Annotated in this window: 29 protein-coding genes; 6 read left to right on the top strand and 23 right to left on the bottom strand. The window is 40.9% G+C overall.

Going from position 1 to position 21421, the window contains the following annotated elements:
• Positions 1 to 9 precede the first annotated feature (9 nt).
• The 3 genes from WMO31_RS07530 to WMO31_RS07520 all read right to left on the bottom strand — a co-directional run bounded on the left by WMO31_RS07530 (position 10) and on the right by WMO31_RS07520 (position 1400).
• Complete coding sequence (locus tag WMO31_RS07530) at positions 10 to 606, bottom strand: 4'-phosphopantetheinyl transferase family protein (RefSeq protein WP_187299894.1); 597 nt, start codon at positions 604 to 606, stop codon at positions 10 to 12.
• 1 nt (position 607) lies between these two features.
• Positions 608 to 1096 (bottom strand): deoxycytidylate deaminase, encoded by a 489-nt coding sequence (locus tag WMO31_RS07525; protein WP_015522780.1) that lies wholly within the window; start codon positions 1094 to 1096, stop codon positions 608 to 610.
• A gap of 67 nt (positions 1097 to 1163) precedes the next feature.
• Positions 1164 to 1400: an AbrB/MazE/SpoVT family DNA-binding domain-containing protein gene (locus WMO31_RS07520; RefSeq protein WP_015522781.1), complete on the bottom strand. Its 237-nt coding sequence runs from the start codon at positions 1398 to 1400 to the stop codon at positions 1164 to 1166.
• 160 nt (positions 1401 to 1560) lie between these two features.
• On the opposite strand from WMO31_RS07520, the gene WMO31_RS07515 reads away from it, so the two are divergent.
• On the top strand, positions 1561 to 2145 hold the full coding sequence (locus tag WMO31_RS07515; RefSeq protein WP_117949939.1) for a nucleoside recognition domain-containing protein: 585 nt from the start codon (positions 1561 to 1563) through the stop codon (positions 2143 to 2145).
• Between the two features lie 16 nt (positions 2146 to 2161).
• Complete coding sequence (locus WMO31_RS07510; RefSeq protein ID WP_015522783.1) at positions 2162 to 2674, top strand: spore maturation protein; 513 nt, start codon at positions 2162 to 2164, stop codon at positions 2672 to 2674.
• Between the two features lie 439 nt (positions 2675 to 3113).
• Here WMO31_RS07510 and WMO31_RS07505 read toward each other — a convergent pair whose 3' ends face one another.
• The 15 genes from WMO31_RS07505 to WMO31_RS07435 all read right to left on the bottom strand — a co-directional run bounded on the left by WMO31_RS07505 (position 3114) and on the right by WMO31_RS07435 (position 14917).
• Positions 3114 to 3581, bottom strand: coding sequence for a hypothetical protein (locus tag WMO31_RS07505; protein ID WP_304019871.1), 468 nt, complete (start codon positions 3579 to 3581; stop codon positions 3114 to 3116).
• A gap of 485 nt (positions 3582 to 4066) precedes the next feature.
• On the bottom strand, positions 4067 to 5158 hold the full coding sequence (locus tag WMO31_RS07500; protein WP_367999455.1) for an FUSC family protein: 1092 nt from the start codon (positions 5156 to 5158) through the stop codon (positions 4067 to 4069).
• A gap of 33 nt (positions 5159 to 5191) precedes the next feature.
• Positions 5192 to 6235 (bottom strand): HAMP domain-containing sensor histidine kinase, encoded by a 1044-nt coding sequence (locus tag WMO31_RS07495; RefSeq protein WP_294440485.1) that lies wholly within the window; start codon positions 6233 to 6235, stop codon positions 5192 to 5194.
• On the bottom strand, positions 6235 to 6906 hold the full coding sequence (locus tag WMO31_RS07490; protein ID WP_101028975.1) for a response regulator transcription factor: 672 nt from the start codon (positions 6904 to 6906) through the stop codon (positions 6235 to 6237). The genes WMO31_RS07495 and WMO31_RS07490 overlap by 1 nt, the downstream gene beginning before the upstream one ends.
• Positions 6907 to 7533: 627 nt before the next feature.
• A complete protein-coding gene (locus tag WMO31_RS07485) occupies positions 7534 to 8877 on the bottom strand; it encodes an MATE family efflux transporter (protein WP_367999454.1) in 1344 nt (447 codons plus the stop codon).
• A gap of 125 nt (positions 8878 to 9002) precedes the next feature.
• Positions 9003 to 9512, bottom strand: a complete 510-nt coding sequence (locus WMO31_RS07480) for a helix-turn-helix domain-containing protein (protein WP_296177239.1) — start codon at positions 9510 to 9512, stop codon at positions 9003 to 9005.
• A 250-nt stretch (positions 9513 to 9762) separates the two neighbouring features.
• Complete coding sequence (locus WMO31_RS07475; protein ID WP_341481113.1) at positions 9763 to 10233, bottom strand: methionine--tRNA ligase; 471 nt, start codon at positions 10231 to 10233, stop codon at positions 9763 to 9765.
• Between the two features lie 163 nt (positions 10234 to 10396).
• Positions 10397 to 11653, bottom strand: coding sequence for a site-specific integrase (locus WMO31_RS07470; RefSeq protein ID WP_227700729.1), 1257 nt, complete (start codon positions 11651 to 11653; stop codon positions 10397 to 10399).
• Positions 11654 to 11667: 14 nt separating this feature from the next.
• Entirely contained in the window at positions 11668 to 11907 is a 240-nt protein-coding gene (locus tag WMO31_RS07465) for an excisionase (protein WP_227700730.1), read from the bottom strand.
• A gap of 10 nt (positions 11908 to 11917) precedes the next feature.
• A complete protein-coding gene (locus WMO31_RS07460; protein WP_227700731.1) occupies positions 11918 to 12154 on the bottom strand; it encodes an excisionase in 237 nt (78 codons plus the stop codon).
• A 15-nt stretch (positions 12155 to 12169) separates the two neighbouring features.
• The gene (locus tag WMO31_RS07455; RefSeq protein ID WP_015518029.1) at positions 12170 to 12391 is read right to left on the bottom strand and encodes an excisionase; all 222 of its coding nucleotides are present in this window, start codon (positions 12389 to 12391) and stop codon (positions 12170 to 12172) included.
• A 97-nt stretch (positions 12392 to 12488) separates the two neighbouring features.
• A complete protein-coding gene (locus WMO31_RS07450; protein WP_015518028.1) occupies positions 12489 to 12710 on the bottom strand; it encodes an excisionase in 222 nt (73 codons plus the stop codon).
• A 2-nt stretch (positions 12711 to 12712) separates the two neighbouring features.
• Entirely contained in the window at positions 12713 to 13306 is a 594-nt protein-coding gene (locus tag WMO31_RS07445; protein WP_367999453.1) for a type II toxin-antitoxin system PemK/MazF family toxin, read from the bottom strand.
• A 67-nt stretch (positions 13307 to 13373) separates the two neighbouring features.
• The gene (locus tag WMO31_RS07440; protein WP_227700733.1) at positions 13374 to 13958 is read right to left on the bottom strand and encodes a sigma factor-like helix-turn-helix DNA-binding protein; all 585 of its coding nucleotides are present in this window, start codon (positions 13956 to 13958) and stop codon (positions 13374 to 13376) included.
• 485 nt (positions 13959 to 14443) lie between these two features.
• Positions 14444 to 14917, bottom strand: coding sequence for a hypothetical protein (locus WMO31_RS07435; RefSeq protein ID WP_367999452.1), 474 nt, complete (start codon positions 14915 to 14917; stop codon positions 14444 to 14446).
• A gap of 306 nt (positions 14918 to 15223) precedes the next feature.
• Here WMO31_RS07435 and WMO31_RS07430 point away from each other — a divergent pair, with 306 nt between their 5' ends.
• The 3 genes from WMO31_RS07430 to WMO31_RS07420 all read left to right on the top strand — a co-directional run bounded on the left by WMO31_RS07430 (position 15224) and on the right by WMO31_RS07420 (position 17249).
• Positions 15224 to 15628 carry a helix-turn-helix domain-containing protein gene (locus WMO31_RS07430; protein WP_015518025.1) on the top strand — a complete coding sequence of 135 codons (405 nt, stop codon included), beginning with the start codon at positions 15224 to 15226 and terminating at the stop codon, positions 15626 to 15628.
• A 75-nt stretch (positions 15629 to 15703) separates the two neighbouring features.
• Complete coding sequence (locus tag WMO31_RS07425) at positions 15704 to 16219, top strand: ImmA/IrrE family metallo-endopeptidase (protein ID WP_227700735.1); 516 nt, start codon at positions 15704 to 15706, stop codon at positions 16217 to 16219.
• A gap of 19 nt (positions 16220 to 16238) precedes the next feature.
• The gene (locus WMO31_RS07420) at positions 16239 to 17249 is read left to right on the top strand and encodes a PDDEXK nuclease domain-containing protein (RefSeq protein ID WP_196854498.1); all 1011 of its coding nucleotides are present in this window, start codon (positions 16239 to 16241) and stop codon (positions 17247 to 17249) included.
• A gap of 298 nt (positions 17250 to 17547) precedes the next feature.
• On the opposite strand, the gene WMO31_RS07415 is transcribed toward WMO31_RS07420, so the two are convergent.
• The 5 genes from WMO31_RS07415 to WMO31_RS07395 are packed head-to-tail and all read right to left on the bottom strand — an operon-like array spanning position 17548 to position 20566.
• Complete coding sequence (locus WMO31_RS07415) at positions 17548 to 18024, bottom strand: hypothetical protein (RefSeq protein ID WP_227700736.1); 477 nt, start codon at positions 18022 to 18024, stop codon at positions 17548 to 17550.
• A gap of 4 nt (positions 18025 to 18028) precedes the next feature.
• On the bottom strand, positions 18029 to 18316 hold the full coding sequence (locus tag WMO31_RS07410) for a hypothetical protein (protein ID WP_055056853.1): 288 nt from the start codon (positions 18314 to 18316) through the stop codon (positions 18029 to 18031).
• Between the two features lie 5 nt (positions 18317 to 18321).
• Positions 18322 to 19092 (bottom strand): ABC transporter permease, encoded by a 771-nt coding sequence (locus WMO31_RS07405; protein ID WP_055056852.1) that lies wholly within the window; start codon positions 19090 to 19092, stop codon positions 18322 to 18324.
• Complete coding sequence (locus WMO31_RS07400; protein WP_055056851.1) at positions 19089 to 19814, bottom strand: ABC transporter permease; 726 nt, start codon at positions 19812 to 19814, stop codon at positions 19089 to 19091. Before WMO31_RS07400 ends, WMO31_RS07405 begins: the two co-directional genes overlap by 4 nt.
• Positions 19811 to 20566 carry an ABC transporter ATP-binding protein gene (locus tag WMO31_RS07395; RefSeq protein ID WP_055194899.1) on the bottom strand — a complete coding sequence of 252 codons (756 nt, stop codon included), beginning with the start codon at positions 20564 to 20566 and terminating at the stop codon, positions 19811 to 19813. The genes WMO31_RS07400 and WMO31_RS07395 overlap by 4 nt, the downstream gene beginning before the upstream one ends.
• A gap of 150 nt (positions 20567 to 20716) precedes the next feature.
• Between WMO31_RS07395 and WMO31_RS07390 the strand changes: the two genes are divergently transcribed.
• Complete coding sequence (locus tag WMO31_RS07390; protein ID WP_055194901.1) at positions 20717 to 21421, top strand: response regulator transcription factor; 705 nt, start codon at positions 20717 to 20719, stop codon at positions 21419 to 21421.

Genomic DNA, 21421 nt, shown 5'->3' with positions numbered 1-21421 from the left:
GCTTTATATTTATAAAATTATAAATTCAATATCTTTCGGGAAATCATTTTGCACACTGCAAAGGCTGATTTCATAGTCCGAAAATTTGTATTGCTTCATATAATATTCGGTTTGATTTTCAGAGAATTTTCCGTTGCTGACATAAACACTTTTTGCGCCACGGTGAAATCCGTCACCCATACATTTTAGGAGTGCCTCTTTTTTAGTCCACAATTCAAAAAATGTGCCGAGCCTGTCAAAAGCGTTGCCCAGCAATTTCATCTCGTTGTCGCAGAAAACAATTTTGCCGAGCCTTATACCATTGAGAAATCGAATTTCTTCAATATCACAGCCGACTTCGGACCCCGACAACGCAAAAAGCACATAGCTTCCGCTGTGCGAAATATTGAAACAAAGCCCATTGTCACATTCGGGCTTGCCGAATTCATTCACGGTGATTTTTGCACCGCCAAGAAATTTGTTCATAAACAATCCGCCTGCAATGCAACGCAGTTTATCGTCATCTCGGCGGCATCTTTGAACACGCTCCGCCCTTTCGGAAGAAAGCTCACCGACTCTGTCAAAAGAAATTTTGCGGATATCGGTTATAAAAAGCCGTGTTTTCATATCAATAGCCACGGAGTGCGTCAAGCGAATCATCGGACATAATCCAATCGTTCACATCAATTTCCGTAAAATCGGTTTTATCGTTTCTGACAATAACCTTGTCAATACCTGCGTTGATAACCATACGCTTGCACATTGCACACGAAGATGTGTTCTGAACATACTCGCCGTTTGACATCTCCTTGCCGACAAGATAAAGCGTTGCGCCAATCATCTGTTCTCTTGATGCATGAATAATAGCGTTCGCCTCGGCGTGAACGCTTCTGCAAAGTTCGTAACGCTCGCCACGGGGAATGTTGCGTTCCTGACGGATACAAAATCCCAAATCACAGCAATTTTTTCTGCCTCTCGGAGCACCTGTATAGCCTGTTGAAACAATCTGGTCGTTGTTCACGATAATTGCACCAAAATTTCTGCGCAGGCAAGTTCCCCTTTCAAGCACAGTTTCGGCAATGTCAAGATAATAATTAATTTTGTCAATTCTGTCCATAAAAACACCGTCCGTTATCATAATTTCAAATTCGGTCAAGTATATTTTAGAGTAGCCGAAAGCAGTATCAGCCTTTGAGCTTTTCAACACAATCTCTGCATACATATTTTCCGCCGAATGCAATCAGATTATCAAGAGTATTGCAAAAAACGCACTTACTCTCTGCCTTTTTAATCGTAACGCACTCATCGTCAGCCTCAATGTGAAGAATGTCACCCGGCTTAATGTTGAGGTGGTTGCGGATATCCTTTGATATTACAATTCTGCCTGCTTTATCAATTTCCCTAAAGTTTGTATAAATCATTTTAATTCACCATAATCCCTATTTTTTAATTCACCATAATCCCTATTTTTACCTATACTACCATTTTTCGGGATTTTTGTCAACGATTTTATTAAATAATTTGATTACAAAAATGACAATATTGTACATTTTGTCGTTAATTGCAGCAAAAGGAGTAAAAATGCTGAATTATATCTGGAGCGGACTCATTGCCGTGAGCGTATTGTGTGCGTTGTTTATGGGCAACACCGCCGACATTTCAAACGCACTCATCGAAAGCGGAGCGTCATCAATACAGCTTATTCTCACAATGGCAGGCATAATCTGCCTTTGGTCGGGAATTATGAAAATCGCAGTCGAAAGCGGTTTGACAAACATTTTTGCAAAAATCTTTGCACCGTTGCTCCGTCCGCTTTTTCCGAGGCTTGATAAAAAAAGTGACGCCTTTCAAAGCATCACTATGAATATCAGTGCAAATCTGCTCGGACTCGGCAATGCCGCCACACCTTTCGGACTAAAAGCAATGGAACAGCTGCACACGCTCAATGACCGCCGTGACATTGCGAGCAACGAAATGGTTGTTTTTGTAGTTATGAACACAGCGTCACTCCAGCTGTTACCAACAACGCTTGCCGCACTCCGCCAATCCTACGGAAGCTCTGCGCCTTTTGAAATTATCGTTCCCGTCTGGATAAGCTCTGCGTGTGCGTTGGCGGTAGCGTTGCTGATTGCCTGTACGCTGAATATAAGGCAAGGTAAAATTTGAGAAATGTGGTGAGCAAATGGAATTTGTAATGCCGGCATTTGCGTGTATTGTTGTGGTATTCGGGCTGATAAAAAAAGTTCCCGTATTCGATGTGTTCATCTCGGGGGCAAAAGAGGGAGTAAAACTTCTGTACAACATTGCCCCTACAATTATGGGACTTGTGTTTGCCGTTGACCTTTTGCAGTCAAGCGGAGCAATTGACGCAATATGCGCACTGATTCAGCCGACAGCGGAATTTTTAGGATTTCCGAAAGAAATCGTTCCGCTCGTACTCCTCCGCCCCGTTTCGGGAAGCGGTTCAACCGCACTCCTCACAGCCCTTTACAAAACCTGCGGTCCCGACAGCTTTGCGGGCAGAACAGCCTCCGTACTCGCAGGTTCAAGCGAAACAACCTTCTACGCAATCGCAATGTACTTTGGCTGTATCCGTGTCAAAAAAATTCGCCACACCCTCTTTGCCGCCATAACCGCCGACCTAACCGCCGCAATTATGAGTGTTATAACGGTCAGATTGTGGTTTAATATGTGATTGTAAAGTGTTCCCATTTCGGAACGCTTTTCTTAAATTCAAACTTTGTGTTCCAATTTCGGCACGATTTTATTTTAACATTTTTCAATTTGTCATTTTTCTTGCCAAACAGAGTTATTATTCCAAAAATCCGATACTAAATCATAAATCACAAAAAGCAAAAGCACTCCGTGACTTATCTTTACGATAAGTTTACACGGAGTACCTTTCATTTTCAACAGCCATTAACAAAAATATGTCTGCAAATTTTATAATGATTTTAATTTTCAAAATAAGATTATAAGCTTATTTATCCGCATCACTCATAAAATTCTGTTCGTCTCAGTTAAATGTAATGTCATTTCATTTTCATTGCCGACACAACACCCCACCGCAATTGCAAAAACCTTTACAATTTCAGACTCATTGCGGTCTCATATTTTCAAATTTTTTTATTAATTCAATACCAATTCCAAATCACTTTTTCGGCATAGAGTGCTACACTGCATAAACTGAATTTTCGATATTTTCTATATTGCTTTTCAGCGTCGTAATAATTAACACTCAATTCAATTTTTAATTCGCTGTTATTTGCAAAGCAATCTATAAATTCAGCTGTATAAGCATTATTGATTGCATTAATAAACTCAGCCTGTGACAAGGAAATACCTTCAAATTTTCCGTTTTTATCAGTTGCCGAAACAAAATTAAAATCGTTAAAAGACTCCTCTTTCATTGCCACAATCATATCACAATGCTTATAACATTCGTACTGTTTATAACAATCGCCGACATAATTCTGCGGAAATATTTTAATATCAAATGTAAAAATCATTTGATTATTTTCGCATTTAACAGAATTCAATTTTTGATCATGCAACACTCCGTACGGCATACTGATATGCGATATAATAATTTCGTTATTCATTTTCATTCTCCAAAAGTTACATTTTTATTTTGTTTTTTCAAAAGCAACAGGCTTATCAGAATTACTGTGTCTTCGACAGTTTTATTATACCTGATACAAATTTCGCCATCGCAGTAAACATATGCAGGGCATATCTCAAACACGGTGGTAACGAAACAGAGACCATGCTTCTCATACAAAAGTATCTGACACCTGTCAGGTACAATCGAAATTATCCTATCCACCTCCGTCCAAAGAGAAATAGGGATTTCATGTATCGGGTTGCATAAATCTCGTTACCATTATACTCCATTATGAGGCAGATATGCAATCTGTCTTTTTGTCATACACAAAAAAATGATTTGAACTCATCATACACCTGCTTTCTACGCATTAGTGCACCTAAAAAATACAGCATTTTTTAACTGAACAGTATTTTCAATGCATGACCGCATGTGATATACTGTTTTCATCATAAAAAACCTTATCTAGGAACCGTAATAATTCTATTCAAATTTTCTTCCTGATTCACTTTGCTCTGCATGTACGGTCACATCACTTTTCTTTTTTTTAGACATAAACCAATAAAATATAACACAAAATGCTAAAGCAAACACAACACCAAAAACATTTTGAATCACTCTAAGACTAACCGCTCCTTGTAGTCCATAAGTCTCTGCAGCAATGGCTAAAGCACCAAATGTGTTAAATACTGCCTGCCAGCCATATTGTGCTGAAAATCCTACACCGATTCCACCAAGAATTCCTATATATGCATAGATTGACGAAGGAAGCAGAAAATATAATGCTGTAAAACATATAACACCTGCAATATTTCCGACAATCCTTTTACGGACTCTGTAGTGCATATCTTCCATAGACGGCAAAATCACGGACATGGCCGCAATACCAGCCCACATTGCACGTGGCATATTACAAAGTTCTGCAATGCAAAGGACAATCGGTACGCATAAAATCTGACATATCTGCCATTTTGTTCTGGAAGAAGTGATATCAAATTCTTGTATCAGATCTTTCAGATTACTTTTATAAGTTCTGTTTTTATGATTTCGATAAAATACGAAGCAGGTAAGTGCTGCACCTAAAGCCATTCCGACTAATCGCATCTGATAGCTTTTTCCCGTAACATCATAACCATATAGCAGCAGATACCCAAGAACCAATGTAGATTGATTAAACATGAATGGATTATGGCATCCGAACAGAATCAACACAGCCAGTGCCGCAATATTTAACAGCATTCCCAATACCGGTGAAAACTGATTTGCTAAATGCGGACATACAGTCATAATTCCAAAGAACAAAGCCAAAAGCATCGTAGATTGTCCGGTGTGGATCCCCAGATCCGCATTTCTAAACACCATGAGACATAATAAGACTACTACACCTACAATGCTGTTCTCATTTCCAAATAGGATGCTGAAAATACTAACAAAGAAAAAACAAAATGCCATTGTAACAGCTATCTTCACCAGATATACCCACATATGATATAATTTTTCTTTTAGTGTTTCACTCTTTTTCAACAGGTTTTTAGAACCTGCCTGATTTAACTGCAACTCCTGATAAAATGTCATATAAATCATCCAATCTTCTAATTTATCTTAAAACTATATAATCTCATCTTTCTGCTTTGGCAGCTCTATAACAAATCTGCATCCACCATATTCACGGTTTTCTGCTTTGATTGTTCCTCCGGCACTATCTACAATCCGTTTTACAAGTGCAAGACCTAGGCCATTTCCTTCTGCTTTATGAGATCCATCTACCTGATAGAACTTGTCAAATATTCTGGATTTTACATCATCCTCTATTCCTGGTCCTTCATCTTCCAGAATGAATTTAACAGAATCCTGTTCTTGCTTCAGAAACATCGTAATTGTCCCCTTTGGAGGGCTGAACTTAATCGCATTATCCAAAAGATTTATCCAGATATGCATAAAAAGTCCTTCATTCCCAGTATATTTAACTTCCTCCAATTCCACCTGAAAACCAATTTCTTTTTCTGTCCATTTTGTTTCCAATGAAAGAAATGCCTGGCGGATCTGTTCATCCAGACGATATTCTGTTTTTTTCATTGGTATATTCTGATTCTCTAACTTGGATAACAGCAAAATATTACCAACCAATCCGGAAAGTCTTTGGGTGTTAAATAAGATTTTTTCTACATATTTCTCTTGATCCGGAGACAGTTCTTCTCCCTGAAGCAGCATTGTATATCCTTCAATGGCATTAATCGGGGTCTTAAACTCATGAGAAACATCAGATACAAAATTCATCTGCAGCATCTCTGTTGCACGAAGTTCTTTTGTCATAACGTTAAAACTTTGATAAGATTCTCCAACTTCTGCTATACGGCTGTTCGTTTCCAAATGCTGTTCAAAATCTCCCTGAGAAACTTCCTTCATTGCTTTACTAAGTCTGGTAATTGGTTCCAGTAACTTTGCATTAATAAAGGAAGTGATCAGCCCTGCAATCAATGTATTGAAAATCAAAAGCCAGCCAAGCACAGGTATGCTGCCCGGCAGATTAAAAAAATGATTCAAAAAAGCAAATAATAAAGCAGATATGACTGTTGAAAATACAAGTGCCAGCCAGATTGCACCGGTCAGACAGGATCGGATCCGCAATCCTTTTTCTTTCTTTTGTTCCATTATTTTTTCACCACCTTGTATCCAATTCCACGCATTGTTACGATTTCAAAATCAGGGTTATCTTTAAAATGCTCTCTGATTCTTCCTATATGTACCTCTATCGTATGTGGGTCTGCTTCCGTCTCGTATCCCCATACTTCATCCATCAACTGTTGTTTTGTAAATGTTCTGCCTGGCGAAGCTGCAAGCTTATATAAAAGCAGGAATTCTTTTTTAGGCAAAACAAGACTTTCCTTATCAGTTGTAACCGTCATTGCATCATAATCAAACTCTGTTGAACCAATCACAATTTTGTGTTCATTCAGTATCTGTGCACGGCGAAGCAGTGCTCCGACTCTTAAAACCATTTCATTCACATTTACCGGTTTTACCATATAATCGTCACTTCCCGAAAGAAATCCCTGGCGCATATCATCAAAGGAACCTTTCGCAGTGATCATAAGTACCGGTATCTGATATCCTGCTGAACGGAGTTCCGACACCAGTTCATAACCATCCATAACCGGCATCATAATATCGGAAATGATCAGATCAATATACTCTTTATCCAATATTTCTAATGCCAGTGCTCCATCCGATGCACTTTTGACCTGATATCCATTCTTCTCAAGCACATTTTGGAATAGCTGGCTTAATTCTTTATCATCTTCTACAATTAATATTTGAAACACGATCTTCTTCCTCCTTTTTCATCTCGTAAGCCTCTTTTTACACCATACTCTGAATACAGATTCTTACTAATGCTATCATTTTGTTCACAAAAAATTGCTTGCTGTTTCATATAATTTTCCAAATTGCTCATTTGAATTGCTCCTTTCATTCTGTTATGAACTTACATACTATACTCAGATATTCTTGTTTCCAGAGCATTCAGCATTGTCTGTTCTTTTTCTTATTCTTATTCATTAGCAATACAATACAATGGAAAACTCAATTTAACCTCAACAAGGTTTGTTTTTTCATCCATGCAAAATCTTCTTTGTACAACAGACTGTTAGATATAGCAAAAACGGCCTTTCAAAAAAAGTTAACTTCTAAATCAACTGTTTTTGAAAGGTCGTTTCATCAGATTCTTATAGCAATCCAGCAAATAATCTCATAAATAGTTGTCCCAGTCGCAAATATGCACTTCGTCCGGTTTGATATTGGTCTGTCACATCTTCTCCGAAGCGGTCAACCATTGTTTTCATCAGGTTGTTATCACACCGTAAATTCTCAAGAACTTTCTCGCCTGAGAAAATAGAGAACACTTCTTTTGTAAAATTCTCTTCTCAAAGGGCAAGTTGGCTAACCGGAAGTTAACTAATGGATGCCATTTTATCAGTCGACCATGATCTCCTAAGAGCCACATAGGAGATTATAAAGTTTGCAAGCCAACCAGCCGGTACCGCAAGCCAGACAAAGGCAATGCCGAAACGCGGTGCACAGATCATGGCAACGGACAGACGAATCGCAAGATTCACTATGTTTGCAACGAGGAACGGACGCATAATTCCGAGACCGCGAAGGACTCCATCGGTTGCCATCTTGATACCCATGAAGATGAAAAAGTAACCGATCCACCTCATATAATCACCGGACACCTGATAGGCAAACGCCGTTCCGTCTCTTCCTAAAAACAGCGAGGAAATCTGCGTGTGTAGCGTTTCAATGACGAGAAAGGCAAGAACGGCAAAGCACAGATCCAGCACCAGCGCAGCATGGTAGCCTTTTTTGATACGATCAATTTTCTTTGCGCCAAGATTCTGGGAAACATACGGCGAAACCGCATTGCCGATGGATACAAAGATCAATGAAAAAACATTTTCCACCCTCATCGTTGCTGTGTACCCGGCGAGTGCCTGTGTACCGAAAGGATTTACCACTGCCTGCACAATCATCATACCGATGGACACTGTGGACTGCTGTAAAACCGACGGCACCGCAATGCGAAGCATGGAATACAGCTCCTGCCGTTCAAACCTGTTAAAGGGGCTTTTATATCGCTGCATCCGTGCAAAGAAAATCAAAAACGAAAACACTGCGGAAATTCCCTGTGCAATAAGGGTTGCAATAGCCGCACCGAACACACCGAGACCTAGCCCGGCTACCATCCAAAGATCCATTAAAATATTCAGGATGGACGAAAAAATCAGCAGTCCCAGTGGAATTTTGGATTCGCCGATTGAGGTGAACATGGTAGAAAGAATGTTATACATAAACAGAAACGGAAAGCCCACAAAATAGACCCGCAGATACAGTACTGCATCATCCAGTATGTCGGCAGGGGTTTGCAGTCCACTCATCATCGAGCCGGCGAAGAAAAAGCCAAAAACACCAAGGACTATACTTAGAAGTAAAAAGCTAATCAAGGAGGTTGACACGATTGTTTTCATTTTGCCATACTTCCTGGCTCCGAAATAACGGCTCACAAGCACACCGGCTCCGACACCGGCTCCCAGTGCCACACAAATGAACACATTTGTCAATGCTGCACATGCTCCGACAGCTGCAAGTGCGGAAGAACTAACAAACTGGCCGACAATAATAGAGTCGGCCATATTGTATATTTGCTGAAAAAAACTTCCAAGAATCATTGGCATTGCAAAAACCGTCAACGCTTTGAGGGGCGTATCGGTTATCAAATACTCATCTTTCGACATTATCATATTCCTCCATGGTATCCCATTCACTTACCTTCTCAAATTCCGATTTATCTAATTTCTATTAACATCTATTTCACTGTTCCTTAAACTTCATTTTTCATGTCATCCCTACAAACTGGAATTTATCTTTTCTTATATGTCACCACAACTCCAACCACCGAAGTCAAAAAAACAATCGGTGCGAGTCTTACAAACAAGAATTCAAACCCATGCAGTATTGTTCCTGCCACTGCCAACTCAGGATCATTGTAATTCCAATTCAAATAAAAACTATTCGTAGATGCAAGTGCGATAAATATTACCACTATAACCGCACACAATGAAATAAGAATCCATCGAATCGTTTTTACCTTTGTTATACTTCTTTTTGCAAGCTGCAAATTAATAACTTCTAATTTTTCAGAAAGAATCTTTAAATCATCGGTAGTCGGTTCTGCTACAGGTTCTCCAAGTAATTCACTTACAGTAGTATCCAGTTCATTCGCCAAAATAATCAGCATATTGGAATCTGGAACTGACAAACCATTCTCCCATTTTGATACTGTCTGTCTTACTACGTTCAGTTTAATTGCCAGTTCTTCTTGCGACAGCCCTTTTGACTTTCTAATTCTTTTGATATTTTCATTTAGCATAATCTCTGCCTCCTTGTTTTTGATAGCTCAATTATATATTCAATAGAGCCGTTGCCACAAGCAATACATATTAACATCCGCTTATTCACGGGCTTTTCACAGACAAATCTCGATTTGTATTTCTGTTTGTTTTAAAAATGGGCAACTCCGATTGGAATTGCCCACTCATTACACTAATTATGCGATTTTTCCTTGCTTGCACCGATTTCTGCATCAATCTATTTTGTAAACGGTACATCTTTACATCATCTTAATAGAGCTTTGCACCTGCGGGGATATGGTTATCAACCATGAGGAGGTGGAGCTTTTCTTCGCCTTCTTCTTCGTGAACTGCACTGAGGAGCATACCGCAGGAGTCAATACCCATCATTGCTCTCGGCGGAAGATTTGTGATAGCGATAAGAGTCTTTCCAACCAGTTCTTCCGGCTCATAATAAGCGTGGATACCGCTTAAAATTGTGCGGTCTGTGCCTGTGCCGTCATCAAGAGTGAACTGTAAAAGCTTCTTCGACTTCTTAACAGCCTCGCAAGCCTTGACCTTTACTGCACGGAAATCTGACTTTGAGAATGTTTCAAAATCAACATATTCTTCAAACAAAGGCTCAACTTTTACCTTTGAGAAGTCAATCTTTTCTTCAACAACAGCATCCTTTGTTTTCGGAATGCCTGACGGCTTCTTGTCGGAATCCAAGCTCTTCATTGTCGGGACGAAAGCAACCATCTTTTCAATCTCTCCTAAACCTCCTCATATCTCATAACAGGTCTAAACGGGGTTTCTTCCTGAATCGCCATATCCCTATAAATTCGTGTAGTTTTTCGGGGGATTGGAGTATAAATTGGTGTAAATGGTGTAGAAGCTTTTATCCTCGCTCAAGAAATGCCACTTATTCGTTAGACACTTCATTATACTCGCTTTTGAAATATGAGTCAAGACCTTCAAACTCAGACTGCCTAAGCTCCTTCGTCACATCGGTATAGATATTGAGCGTTGTTGAAATATCCTTATGACCAAGCGTGTCTTGAATCACCTTAACATTCACGCCCGCTTCGCACATTCTCGTTGTAAATGTATGTCTTAATGAATGGCAGCTAAAATGCGGAAGTAGCACTTCGGGATTTTCGTTCTTCAAAAACTGCTCATCGTTACAGTCACGAATTATGCGGCGGATTGCTTTATTCAGTGTTCCCTGATGTTGCGGATTTCCGAAGCGATTGATAAAAATGAAATCTGTGTATCCGTCAATGGTAGCGGTACAATGAAGATCGAGCAGCTCCTGCCTTTCCTTTTCCATTATAATTGCCTCTTTCACAAAACTGAGCATTGGCACTTTTCTTTTTCCAGCCGGAGTTTTCGGCGTATTGACATTAAAATAGCAGCCTTTTTTGCTTCCATCGGTGCGGTGGTCATAGTAAACCAAAGTATGATTTACATCAATAACACCGTTCTCCAGATCGACATCACACCATCTTAATCCGGTAAGTTCTCCGACTCGAAGCCCTGTTCCTACCAAAACCGCAAAGATTGGATACCAATATTGTGCGGTGGGAGTATTTTTCAAATAGCTTAAAAGCAACTCCTGTTCGGGACGGGTTAAAGCTCTGCGCTTTTCTGTCTTAAAGCAATGTGCTTGCTTCAACTCTCTAAGTACATTATCTGACGGATTATTCCTTATGTAATCATCGTCAACAGCCATATCCAAAATCTGATGTAAAACCGTATGGATACTGTCAATGGTCGAAGGTTTTAACTGGCGCTCGTCTGTAAGGTAATTATAAAACCTCTTTATGTCTGTTTTTTTCAACGATGAAACTGTCTTTGAGCCTATTTGATGACGGACAAAGGTTTCATACATATATTTATAATTCTCAAAGGTGTTGTTCTTCAGCCCTCGCTTCAGCTCCTTCCAAAGCTCATAGACCTCGTTGACCGTCGTATATCGGGCTTCGGTTTTAATGCCATCGCTCTTATCCTTTTTAATCTGTTCTTCCTTATAGCGCAATTCATCAAGCGTCTTGGCATATACGCAAAACCTCTTATGATTACTGTCAGTCCACCGGAATTGATAAGTTCCGTCAGCCCTTTGTGATTCGCCTGTCCGAAGCACGGCTCTCGACTTGTCTTTTCTTTTTGTTCTCGGCATAATTCTCTCTCCTCCTATATGCGAAACTGCTTATCAAGATAATCAATGAACGCTTCTCGGATCACACAGATTTGTGTGCCGTTATTTACCGTGAAAGGGCAATTCCCTTGTGAAATGATTTGACGGATTTTTGCCCTTCCGATTCCGGTGTATGCGGCAGCTTCCTCAACGGTTAAAATCGTTCTCGTCCAAAATGGTATGTTTTCCGACCTCTTTTGGAGTTCACTTCTGTAAGCTAAAATTTTTTCGTCCATACAACCTCCATCATATTGAATACATTTGCTCAATGTATTCATCAAAAATCCTGCGCTTAATCATTCTCCGATTGCCTACCCACAGCACAAACGGACAATCGGCAAGGCTCGTCATTTCATAAAGCTTATCCCTGCCTATTCCCGTATACTCTGCCGCTTCTTCTATCGTCAAATAAGGTTTTACCCAAATTGGAACAGTAGCTACACGCCTGTTGGAACTGCCTGTTTCAGTCAGTTTATTATCCATTAGCTTGTCCTCCTCTCAGACGGAATATTGTGTTTCGAGATAATCCTCGAATTGTTTTCTTTTAATCAACCGCTTTGTTCCATTCCATAGGACAAAGGGACAGTTTTTTTGATTTGAAATTTCTTTAATTTTAGATACGCCTATTCCTGAGTATTCGGCGGCTTCTTCCACCGTCAAATTCATTTTCTTCCACAACGGGACTCTCGACATATCCGGATCGTTCTTTTTGTTGAGCATATTGCTGTACCTCCTTGCTTTTGGTAGTTACAGCATAGCCAATGTCCTGCGATAAGCCAATTATGCGAATCGGCTCATCGCAGGCTTGACTTTTTCATTAAATTGAGTATTGCCGCTCTATATACTCATCAAAAACTTTTCGCTTAATCATTCTCCGGCTACCTATCCATAAGACAAATGGGCAATCCTCACTTTCTGTCATCTCATAAAGTTTCGCCATTCCGATACCGGAATAGGCTGCGGCTTCTTCAATCGACAGATTTGCCTTACACCATATAGGAATGTCAAACTTCCGTTTCCTTTCCCTGTTTTGCGACATCCCTATACCCCTTTCCCTTTGAAAGAGGTGCGTTTGTCATAAACGATATAATCCCAACCTCTATCATTGCACTTATCACAAGTGCCTTTACTTTTAGCGAAAGGATCAAGGCGTCTGACAACATAGTTCGGATTGCAAAAATAGTCGTTTAAGCATTTAGGACACAGGCAGCGAATGTCGCCGATCCTGTCAGTGTTGTAAAGCCATAGACCGAATGTTTTTTTCAAGGCTGCGTTAATCTGTCTCCAAAGGCGCTCATCATCAACAAAGCCAATATACTCTGTCAAATCATCTTTATTCACAGTCTGTATTTGCTCAAGCAACACCATTGAAGGCTTCGTCAGACCAAAATCCTCGCCTAAAATAATGTGGGACGGCAAATACCTCTTTTTTATTACACTCGTAATGGACGCAACAATAACAGTAGGCGCATTCGCATTGAAATTGTCTGCCTGAATTACCAGCACAGGTCTTACACCTGATTGGATAGAGCCGATTCTTGTGCCAAAATCGTAGGAAAATATATCTCCACGCCTGATTTCTGTTTTCTTCATTCTATGTATAACCTCTCTGTTCATTGAGTTTTGAAAGCGCATTTCATATCCGGAATAGAAATACCCCTTCACTCATTTGGACAAAGGGGTGCGAAATGCACACCCAAAATCAGAGATTTTCATAAAATTTTTTGAAATTTTTTATTGCGGCAGCGATTGACTTGTCTACGGAGCTATAATTTATGCCCTCCTCTTTTGCAATTTTTCTTGAACTAATCCCAAGCAAGACGGATTTAAGAAGGCGCTCCCTTTGAACAGGTTGCAGCATACTTAACGCTTGCCTTACCTTAGAAAGTTCTAACTGCCGCAGCTTTTCTTTTTCTTCCTCGATCTGTTCCTCCTCCGCTTTATCAAACGGATCAATAAACGGTGCGATAGATTTCGGATGGAACTGCTCAAAAATATCATCTTCGTATCCGTACACATCTATTGTCCTTTTGCTGCGCTTTTCATATTTATCATTATTTCTATGTGATTCACTAATCACTTCCCCCTGAGCCATTGACAGAAGGATAAACGGCATATACCTGCTGATGACATCAGGGTACTTATCCCACAATGCTTCTTCGGACAGTTCCGTTACAATCGCCCATTTTTCCGTCCCAGTGAAACCACTATACTCATACCGAAGGTTAATGAGTTTACAATCCTGTGCAAATAATTCTTCCTGCTCGCTTACTGTAAGTTTTTTCATTTCCGTAATCTCCTTAAATTTGGAATTTTTGATATATAAGGTCACAATCAAAAACTCCGGAGATCACGGATACCTACATATAAACGCCTGCCATACTGCAATAGACATAAAGCTCCCTTTCCGCCTGACAAAAGCGAAAAGGGCTGCACAAAAAAGCAGCTATAACATTCACGCCCGAAGGCTGAAAGCTATAACTGCTTCTTCAAAACACATATTCAATTCGTTTTGCCTAAGCTGCTGTATTGCCGCCTAAAAGATATTCAACCAGCATTTAAAAATCAAGAAAAATTCTCAAAGCTTTAGGCATACTAATTGTAACAGATTTGCTTTTCCGTATCATCGGCAAAACTGTGCCAATTTTCTGCCATTTCGTTTTCAACCTCGTTCTGTAAACGAAAGCCGTTCTTCGGGCAGCATACACAGTGTAGCATACGCAAGGTCGGACATTCAGTAGGGATTTCGTCGGACTTTAGTCGGACAAGCCTTTATTTGAAAAAATCGGGAATATCGCCGCTTTCATCAGCTCCCTTCATATTAAAGATTCCTTTGAAGCACGGAATCGCATATCCCCACAGGGATACGCCGAGAAGCAAAATCGCTTCCCGTTTCCGGTCGTAAAAGGTACTGCGCTCCATATTCAAGAGATCGAGCAGTTCGCTCTCCGTATACCGAAATGCTGTCAGGTAGCTTTTCGATATGATTTCGTGGTACAGCCTGCCGTTGTTATGGTAGTCATATATTTTCGCCATAGCGGTATCAATCAGGTCAACCATCCACTTGTTCTCAAACAAAGCGCTGATACGGCTCTCAAACTCCTGCTTCTCGGTATCCGGCGCAAACAGCTCCAAATAGACAAGGGCGCTGTCCAGTTCTTCTCCGTAATATGCCAGCTCCTCATTCACACGGGCAGACTCGCTCAGCGTAATCCAGACCACATCACGGTATACGCCAAGAAGCAATTTTGTTTTCGAGAATATATCCGATTGATTCAAATTAAGCTGCTCATACATTTTCCGAATGCTTTTCGCAGCGAGTGTATCTTTCCGTCCCATCTGTTCGCCTCAATCCTTAAAACGGGTATCATTTGTTGGTAGATAAAAGTTCAAGCTAATTTGCTGAACTCCCTTGACAAAATACGCAAGTTAAGGTATTATGTATACGCAACTTACTTGCGTATTGACATTATACGAAATTTACTTGCGCTTGTCAATACAGATACGCAAGATATTTTCAAATCAGGTCGAATAATTTGGAGGTCAGATGAAATGAAATTCTGTGAAAAGGTAAAAGAAGCCCGCACGAAAGCAGGCTTAAAGCAAGATGAGTTTGCAAAAGCAATCGGCGTTTCTCTGCGGACAGTATCGAATTATGAGGCTGGCACCCGCTATCCGAAAAAAAGGGAAACCTATTATAAGATGGCGGAAGTCCTGAAGGTCGATGTCAACTATCTGCTTACAGATGATGAGGAATTTTTGCTGAACGCCGAATCTAAATATGGACGCAATGGCGCAAGACAGGCAAAGGAGCTTATGGCAGAAGTTACAGGACTTTTTGCAGGCGGCGAACTTGCAGATGAGGATTTGGACGAGATGATGAAAGGCATTCAGGAAGCGTACTGGATCGCCAAAGAGAAGAATAAAAAGTACACTCCCAAAAAATATAGAAAATAGCGCTTGATGTCCTCTTTTTCGGACAGTGCATTTGATAAGATATACTTACCGACAGTAGAATGGGGGTGTTTGCTCTTGGATATTCAGACTTTGGAGATTGTCAGAAAGGCGAATCGGCTGACAAATGAGCTTGGCACAAACGATCCACATAAAATCGCACGAGAACTGGGGATAGAAGTTATCCCGTTATCGTTCAAGAAGCAGCGAGGGGCATACAAGGTTTTAATGCGTAACCGCTTTATCTTTATAAAAGACGATCTGCACCCTGTAATGGAGCGTATCGTAATGCTGCACGAGATCGGACACGACGCATTACATAGAGAAGAAGCGGTCAAGGCTGGCGGCTTCAAGGAATTTAACATTTTCGATATGCGGCAAAGCCGAATGGAATACGAGGCAAACATCTTTGCTTCCCAAATTTCCCTGCCCGATGATGAAATACTGGAATATATCGAAAATGGGTATGATATTCAGCAGATCGCACGGGCAATGCACTCAGATATAAACTTGGTCGCATTGAAAACGGACACGCTGATCGCACAGGGCTATCGTTTCCGTCATCAGGAATACCGCAATCAATTTTTGAAATAGATAACTGGAGGGTATAAAGATGTTGATGAATAATAACGAGTATCTTGATTTGGTGCAAACTATCAAACAGGAAATTCAGCAGGCGCAGTACAAAGCTACTTTAAGTGTAAATAAAGAGCTGATTATGCTGTATTACAATATCGGAAAAATCATAAACGAGCATAAATCTTGGGGCAATAAATTTATTGAAAATCTGGCGGCTGATATTAAGCTCTCGTTCCCGAACGCAAAGGGCTATTCTGTTCGCAACCTTAAATATATGTCAAAATTTGCAAGCACTTATCCTGATGAGCAATTTGTGCAGACGGTGTCTGCACAAATTCCGTGGTCACACAATGTTGCAATCTTGGATAAGGTTAAAGGAGAAAAGCAAAGAGAGTGGTATATACGAAAGACCGCAGAAAATGGCTGGTCGCATAATGTCTTGATTCATCAGATTGAAAGCGGCTTGTATGAACGGCAGGCTATTGCTGATAAAATTTCAAACTTTGAAAGCCGACTTGCTTCGCCGCAGAGTGAGCTTGCCGTACAAACAATGAAAGATCCATACATTTTTGATTTTATCCCTTTCAAGGAAGATATGGTAGAACGGGATATAGAGCAGGCTCTTGTTCAGGATGTAACGAAGCTGCTTTTAGAGTTGGGAACGGGATTTGCGTTTCTCGGCAATCAATATCATCTCAATGTCGGCGGCGATGATTTTTACATTGATCTTCTGTTCTACAACCTTAATCTTCGCTGCTATGTTGTGATTGAGCTGAAAACCGGAGAATTCAAGCCGGAATATGCTGGACAGCTTAACTTTTATCTCTCAGCCGTTGACGGGATTTTGAAAAAGGATAATGACAATCCTTCTATCGGTCTGTTGCTGTGCAAAAGCAAAAACGCATTAGTCGCTGAATATGCCTTAAAAGATATGTCAAAGCCAATCGGTGTCAGCGAATACAAAGTTACAAGTGAGCTTCCTGAAGCTTTGAGCAAACAGCTCCCGTCTGTGGAAGATATACAAAAGCATATCAAAAGAGACTAAAATATCGAAAAGCTGAAAGCCGCAGAGCTATATATCGAAGTCCTGCGGTTTTCATTCTTTTCACTACTCAATGTTATGCTAAAAAATGGGGAAATAAAATTGATAACGCTTTTATGCTCAATGCGACAATACGGAATGGCAAATTAAATGGCGAGTTAAATGGCGACAATGGCAAAGTAGATGGCGAATTAAATCCAGCTCTGCTTTATCTGAACAAGAGTGAATTAGCGGTTTATCGAACATTCCAAAGTATTAGGCATAGCACAAAGATTTAGCGGATTTGTTCTTGCTTTTGCAATCATTCCACAACCACCTGTAATGAGCCGCAAAAATCATTACCTTCTAAAGTAAGGTAGTTGTCGCCTTCATCAAGGGTAACGGAATATGTTCCGTTTTTACTTGTATCGGCAATCATTTTTTCTTCGCCCTTATCAAGCCAGTAAAGCTTCGCCGTGCCGGAATCAACCGTCAACTCGTAAGTTACATTAAGCTCACTTCCTTTATCCCGTTCTAACGCAGTACCTCCAAAGATGTATTCTTTATCATTGAAATCCTCATAATCTGCTGTATAGGAGCCGGTATAGGTATCTTCCCCTTTGGTCTTATCGCCCTGCAAATCTTTTTCGTCCGTAAGGGCATATTTGCTGAAATGCTGGAGCATATCATTAAAGCCGTTTATAACACTATCTTTCAGGTTGTCGCCGCTGCACCCTGTAACAGCAAAAGCCAAACATAAGGAAAGCAAAGCGGCAGTCAGAATTTTTATTTTTTTCATATCATCACCCGCCAATCCTCGTTACAATATTCATACCGATAATTGCGATTGCGCCAACCGCATAAATACTGTTAATCACGACACATACCTGCATAAGTTTGGATTTTACTTTTCCTTTGGTATAGCTGAGAATGGAAAAGATACCTGAAAAAATCATAAAGGCGGCGTAACTGTAAACCATAATCTCCGCTACCGGGGATTCCAGCGCCCAATCAAAGGTACGCAGTGGCAGGATCGTCCACGGGACAAAGAGCATAATGGTAGAAATCGCAGTTAAAATTTTGTTTTTCATTGTAGTTATCTCCTTTCAGATGCGCCGTATCGCATACAGGATACGACAAGTGCCAAAATAGTGATTCCGACTGCAACAGGCAGCCACGGAAGCCAAGCGATTTGTGTTTCATAAACACCTTCAGCAGCTCTCCCATACGCCACCATTATCAGATAGAACGGGTAGCTCATCGGGTAGGCAAACCAGATTTTTGTGTTTATCATAAGCACGGAAGGTACAATCGAAGCCAGACCGATACCGACCGAAAAAATGGGAGATTGAATTAAAGTGGAAACCGCAAGGTATACAGCAGCCATTGGAATTGCAGCGGCATAGATACTACATACATTTTTGCAGACATATAATGGCTCAAGGATAAAATTATAATCCTGCGTATGGGTAACGATTGCCGCACAGATATAGTACGCTCCTATGGACATAACCATCTGAAATGCCGCCAACAAAATCAGGACTGTGAATTTAGCAAGACATAGTTTCGTTGTGCTAATCGGCAGGGACAGCATTTTCAAAATCCCTTTATTGGAGCGTTCCGTTTGATTCAGCAGTACCGTACAGATGACCAGCGACGCCGGGATCATAAACCAAACCATACCCATAAAGCCCTGAATGAAAAAGTTGTTTTCCGGCGTAATCGGGATTCCTCTCAGGTCGAAGTTCATATCCGCATTGATAATGCTTGGAATCCACATCATAATGACAGGGATCAGCAAGATCAATAAGATTTTGGAGCGGCGGATTTTTTTGAGTTCCACTCCGACTAATGATAAGAAATTCATTCAAAACACCTCCTTACTTGAAGATAAAGGACTTCTGCAATACCGAACACGACCGTTTCAATCCCGCAAACAGCTAAAAATAAGGCTGTGCGGCTATTTTCCACTGCCGCAGAGAGCATTTGATACGGGGAAGCAAACGGGAACAGGCTCAACACAATATTATCCTGCGGAAGAATGGAAAGCGTAAATACTAAAATCACGCCAATACCAAGGGATACCCACATATTCTTACAGGCAGACGCAATAACCAGCATAAGCATTACAGTCGGCAGCGTAACTATAATTTGGAAACCTGCGGTTTTCAATATTTCGGTCAGGTCAAACACATAACTTGGAAACCAATACTTTGCACAGCCGACTAAGACTGCCATTTCTATGACCACCATTGCGGATAATACCAAAGCGGCAATTAGAAATTTTCCAAAGAACATACTACCTTGACGAATGGGCAGCACCGACATTTTCTGCATACCGTTATCGGCATATTCCGTGTGGTACATCATACAAGCGCCGCAAATGGAAATGAGAATATTCAACATCGCCATCATCTGCCAGTTCGCAGACATCAGTATGTTAATCGGATTGCCTGCGAGTGCAGTCATTTCCTCTGCTTTTACCATCATATAGACAACCGGAAAAGCTGCTGCAAGAAAGCCACCTGCCAAAAAAGCAGGAAGATAGCCTGTGCGCTTCAGCTTTTTGGATTCTATTAAGAGACTCATACCGTACCTCCTCTCCTGCGATTATCTTCATCAATCATAGCAAGGAAAGTATCTTCCAGATTATCCGTTGGAAATCCGGCGGCACGAGCGCTTGTTTTCAATTCTTCCTTTGTTCCTTCAAACAGCAGATGACCGTGATTCAGAATACCAATATCGTCAGCCATAAGTTCTACTTCAGGAAGCAAGTGAGAAGAAACCAATACCGTGCAGTCATATTTCTGCGGCAGGGAACGAATCAGGGTGCGTATCTCGTGAATACCCACCGGATCGAGTCCATTGGTCGGCTCGTCGAGAATCAGGATCGGCGGTCTGCCGATCAAAGCGCCTGCCAAACCTAAACGCTGCTTCATACCAAGAGAATATTTCTTTGCCAGTCTTTTTCTAAATTCAGTTAAGCCGACAAGCTCCAGAGCGTCATCGACACTGCTTTTTGGAAGCCCAAGAATTTTCCGTATAATTTCAAGGTTTTCCTCTCCGCTCAGATTCCCGTAAAAGGCGGGTGCTTCTATAAATGAGCCAACTTCCTTCAAAATGGGAACTCGGTCTGAAGGGTATGTTTTTCCGTCAATATGAAAGCTTCCTTCTGTCGGCTGCGTCAAACCGAGAAACATTTTCATCGTTGTGGATTTTCCCGCTCCGTTCGGACCTAAAAATCCATAAACACTTCCTTTGCGAATATGGAGATTCAGATGGGATACTGCCGTGAAATCGCCGTAGGTTTTCGTCAGATTTTGAGTTTCGATTATATTCATATTGTGAAATCTCCTTTCCTTTGTTGTCTTTAGTATAAAGGCGCAACCTTGTGTCAACCTTCTCTCTATCTTACATTTACCTTACATTTGAACTGCACTGCGAAAATGCAGGAATGATATGCTATAATATAGAAAAAGGAGAATTGCATTATGGACTATGATTACTTAAAATACAAAAAAATCCTCATCGTAGATGATGAGGCTGATCTGCGTGAAATGGTAACATCTATTTTAGAGCAGGACGGTTTCAAAACAATCAAGACTGCTGGAACAGTAGCCGAAGCTCTGAAAATATGCAGGGATTGGGAGCCTGATCTTGCCATTCTCGATGTAATGCTGCCCGATGGGAACGGCTTTTCTCTGTTTGAACAAATGCGGACTTTTACCGAAGTCCCAGTTCTCTTTTTAACTGCCCGTGGAGAAGATGAGGACAAGCTGAAAGGATTGGGACTTGGTGCAGATGATTATATGGTAAAGCCGTTCCTGCCAAAAGAATTATCCCTGCGTATCGGAATCATTCTGCGGCGGTACTACAAAGGCGAAGATCCTATCGTCCAACTTGCCGGAAGCCAAATTGACTTTGACCGTGCCGAAGTGATAAAAGAAAATAAACATTTCCCGCTGACTGCAAAAGAACACGATATACTGCTGGCGCTCTACCGCAATGCGGGAAGAATTGTAACCATCGATCAGCTCTGCGAAGCTGCGTGGGGAGATAATCCATACGGATATGAAAACTCGCTGATGGCGCATATCCGCAGAATCCGAGAAAAAATTGAAGCTAACCCGTCAAAGCCGGTATCCCTCATTACGGTAAAAGGCTTAGGCTACAAGTTAGTATTAACGGGGAAATGA

The sequence above is a fragment of the Ruminococcoides intestinale genome (assembly GCF_040095935.1).
GTDB lineage: Bacteria > Bacillota > Clostridia > Oscillospirales > Acutalibacteraceae > Ruminococcoides > Ruminococcoides intestinale.
This window is presented reverse-complemented; position numbering and strand designations above follow the sequence as displayed.

What these genes read in the sequence shown, in the direction of transcription:
- WMO31_RS07530 (WP_187299894.1), bottom strand. Translation starts at nt 606, where the DNA reads ATGAAAACACGGCTTTTTATAACCGATATCCGCAAAATTTCTTTTGAC.
- WMO31_RS07525 (WP_015522780.1), bottom strand. Translation starts at nt 1,096, where the DNA reads ATGGACAGAATTGACAAAATTAATTATTATCTTGACATTGCCGAAACT.
- WMO31_RS07520 (WP_015522781.1), bottom strand. Translation starts at nt 1,400, where the DNA reads ATGATTTATACAAACTTTAGGGAAATTGATAAAGCAGGCAGAATTGTA.
- WMO31_RS07515 (WP_117949939.1), top strand. Translation starts at nt 1,561, where the DNA reads ATGCTGAATTATATCTGGAGCGGACTCATTGCCGTGAGCGTATTGTGT.
- WMO31_RS07510 (WP_015522783.1), top strand. Translation starts at nt 2,162, where the DNA reads ATGGAATTTGTAATGCCGGCATTTGCGTGTATTGTTGTGGTATTCGGG.
- WMO31_RS07505 (WP_304019871.1), bottom strand. Translation starts at nt 3,581, where the DNA reads ATGAATAACGAAATTATTATATCGCATATCAGTATGCCGTACGGAGTG.
- WMO31_RS07500 (WP_367999455.1), bottom strand. Translation starts at nt 5,158, where the DNA reads ATGACATTTTATCAGGAGTTGCAGTTAAATCAGGCAGGTTCTAAAAAC.
- WMO31_RS07495 (WP_294440485.1), bottom strand. Translation starts at nt 6,235, where the DNA reads ATGGAACAAAAGAAAGAAAAAGGATTGCGGATCCGATCCTGTCTGACC.
- WMO31_RS07485 (WP_367999454.1), bottom strand. Translation starts at nt 8,877, where the DNA reads ATGTCGAAAGATGAGTATTTGATAACCGATACGCCCCTCAAAGCGTTG.
- WMO31_RS07480 (WP_296177239.1), bottom strand. Translation starts at nt 9,512, where the DNA reads ATGCTAAATGAAAATATCAAAAGAATTAGAAAGTCAAAAGGGCTGTCG.
- WMO31_RS07475 (WP_341481113.1), bottom strand. Translation starts at nt 10,233, where the DNA reads ATGGTTGCTTTCGTCCCGACAATGAAGAGCTTGGATTCCGACAAGAAG.
- WMO31_RS07470 (WP_227700729.1), bottom strand. Translation starts at nt 11,653, where the DNA reads ATGCCGAGAACAAAAAGAAAAGACAAGTCGAGAGCCGTGCTTCGGACA.
- WMO31_RS07465 (WP_227700730.1), bottom strand. Translation starts at nt 11,907, where the DNA reads ATGGACGAAAAAATTTTAGCTTACAGAAGTGAACTCCAAAAGAGGTCG.
- WMO31_RS07460 (WP_227700731.1), bottom strand. Translation starts at nt 12,154, where the DNA reads ATGGATAATAAACTGACTGAAACAGGCAGTTCCAACAGGCGTGTAGCT.
- WMO31_RS07455 (WP_015518029.1), bottom strand. Translation starts at nt 12,391, where the DNA reads ATGCTCAACAAAAAGAACGATCCGGATATGTCGAGAGTCCCGTTGTGG.
- WMO31_RS07450 (WP_015518028.1), bottom strand. Translation starts at nt 12,710, where the DNA reads ATGTCGCAAAACAGGGAAAGGAAACGGAAGTTTGACATTCCTATATGG.
- WMO31_RS07445 (WP_367999453.1), bottom strand. Translation starts at nt 13,306, where the DNA reads ATGCGCTTTCAAAACTCAATGAACAGAGAGGTTATACATAGAATGAAG.
- WMO31_RS07440 (WP_227700733.1), bottom strand. Translation starts at nt 13,958, where the DNA reads ATGAAAAAACTTACAGTAAGCGAGCAGGAAGAATTATTTGCACAGGAT.
- WMO31_RS07430 (WP_015518025.1), top strand. Translation starts at nt 15,224, where the DNA reads ATGAAATTCTGTGAAAAGGTAAAAGAAGCCCGCACGAAAGCAGGCTTA.
- WMO31_RS07420 (WP_196854498.1), top strand. Translation starts at nt 16,239, where the DNA reads ATGTTGATGAATAATAACGAGTATCTTGATTTGGTGCAAACTATCAAA.
- WMO31_RS07415 (WP_227700736.1), bottom strand. Translation starts at nt 18,024, where the DNA reads ATGAAAAAAATAAAAATTCTGACTGCCGCTTTGCTTTCCTTATGTTTG.
- WMO31_RS07410 (WP_055056853.1), bottom strand. Translation starts at nt 18,316, where the DNA reads ATGAAAAACAAAATTTTAACTGCGATTTCTACCATTATGCTCTTTGTC.
- WMO31_RS07405 (WP_055056852.1), bottom strand. Translation starts at nt 19,092, where the DNA reads ATGAATTTCTTATCATTAGTCGGAGTGGAACTCAAAAAAATCCGCCGC.
- WMO31_RS07400 (WP_055056851.1), bottom strand. Translation starts at nt 19,814, where the DNA reads ATGAGTCTCTTAATAGAATCCAAAAAGCTGAAGCGCACAGGCTATCTT.
- WMO31_RS07395 (WP_055194899.1), bottom strand. Translation starts at nt 20,566, where the DNA reads ATGAATATAATCGAAACTCAAAATCTGACGAAAACCTACGGCGATTTC.
- WMO31_RS07390 (WP_055194901.1), top strand. Translation starts at nt 20,717, where the DNA reads ATGGACTATGATTACTTAAAATACAAAAAAATCCTCATCGTAGATGAT.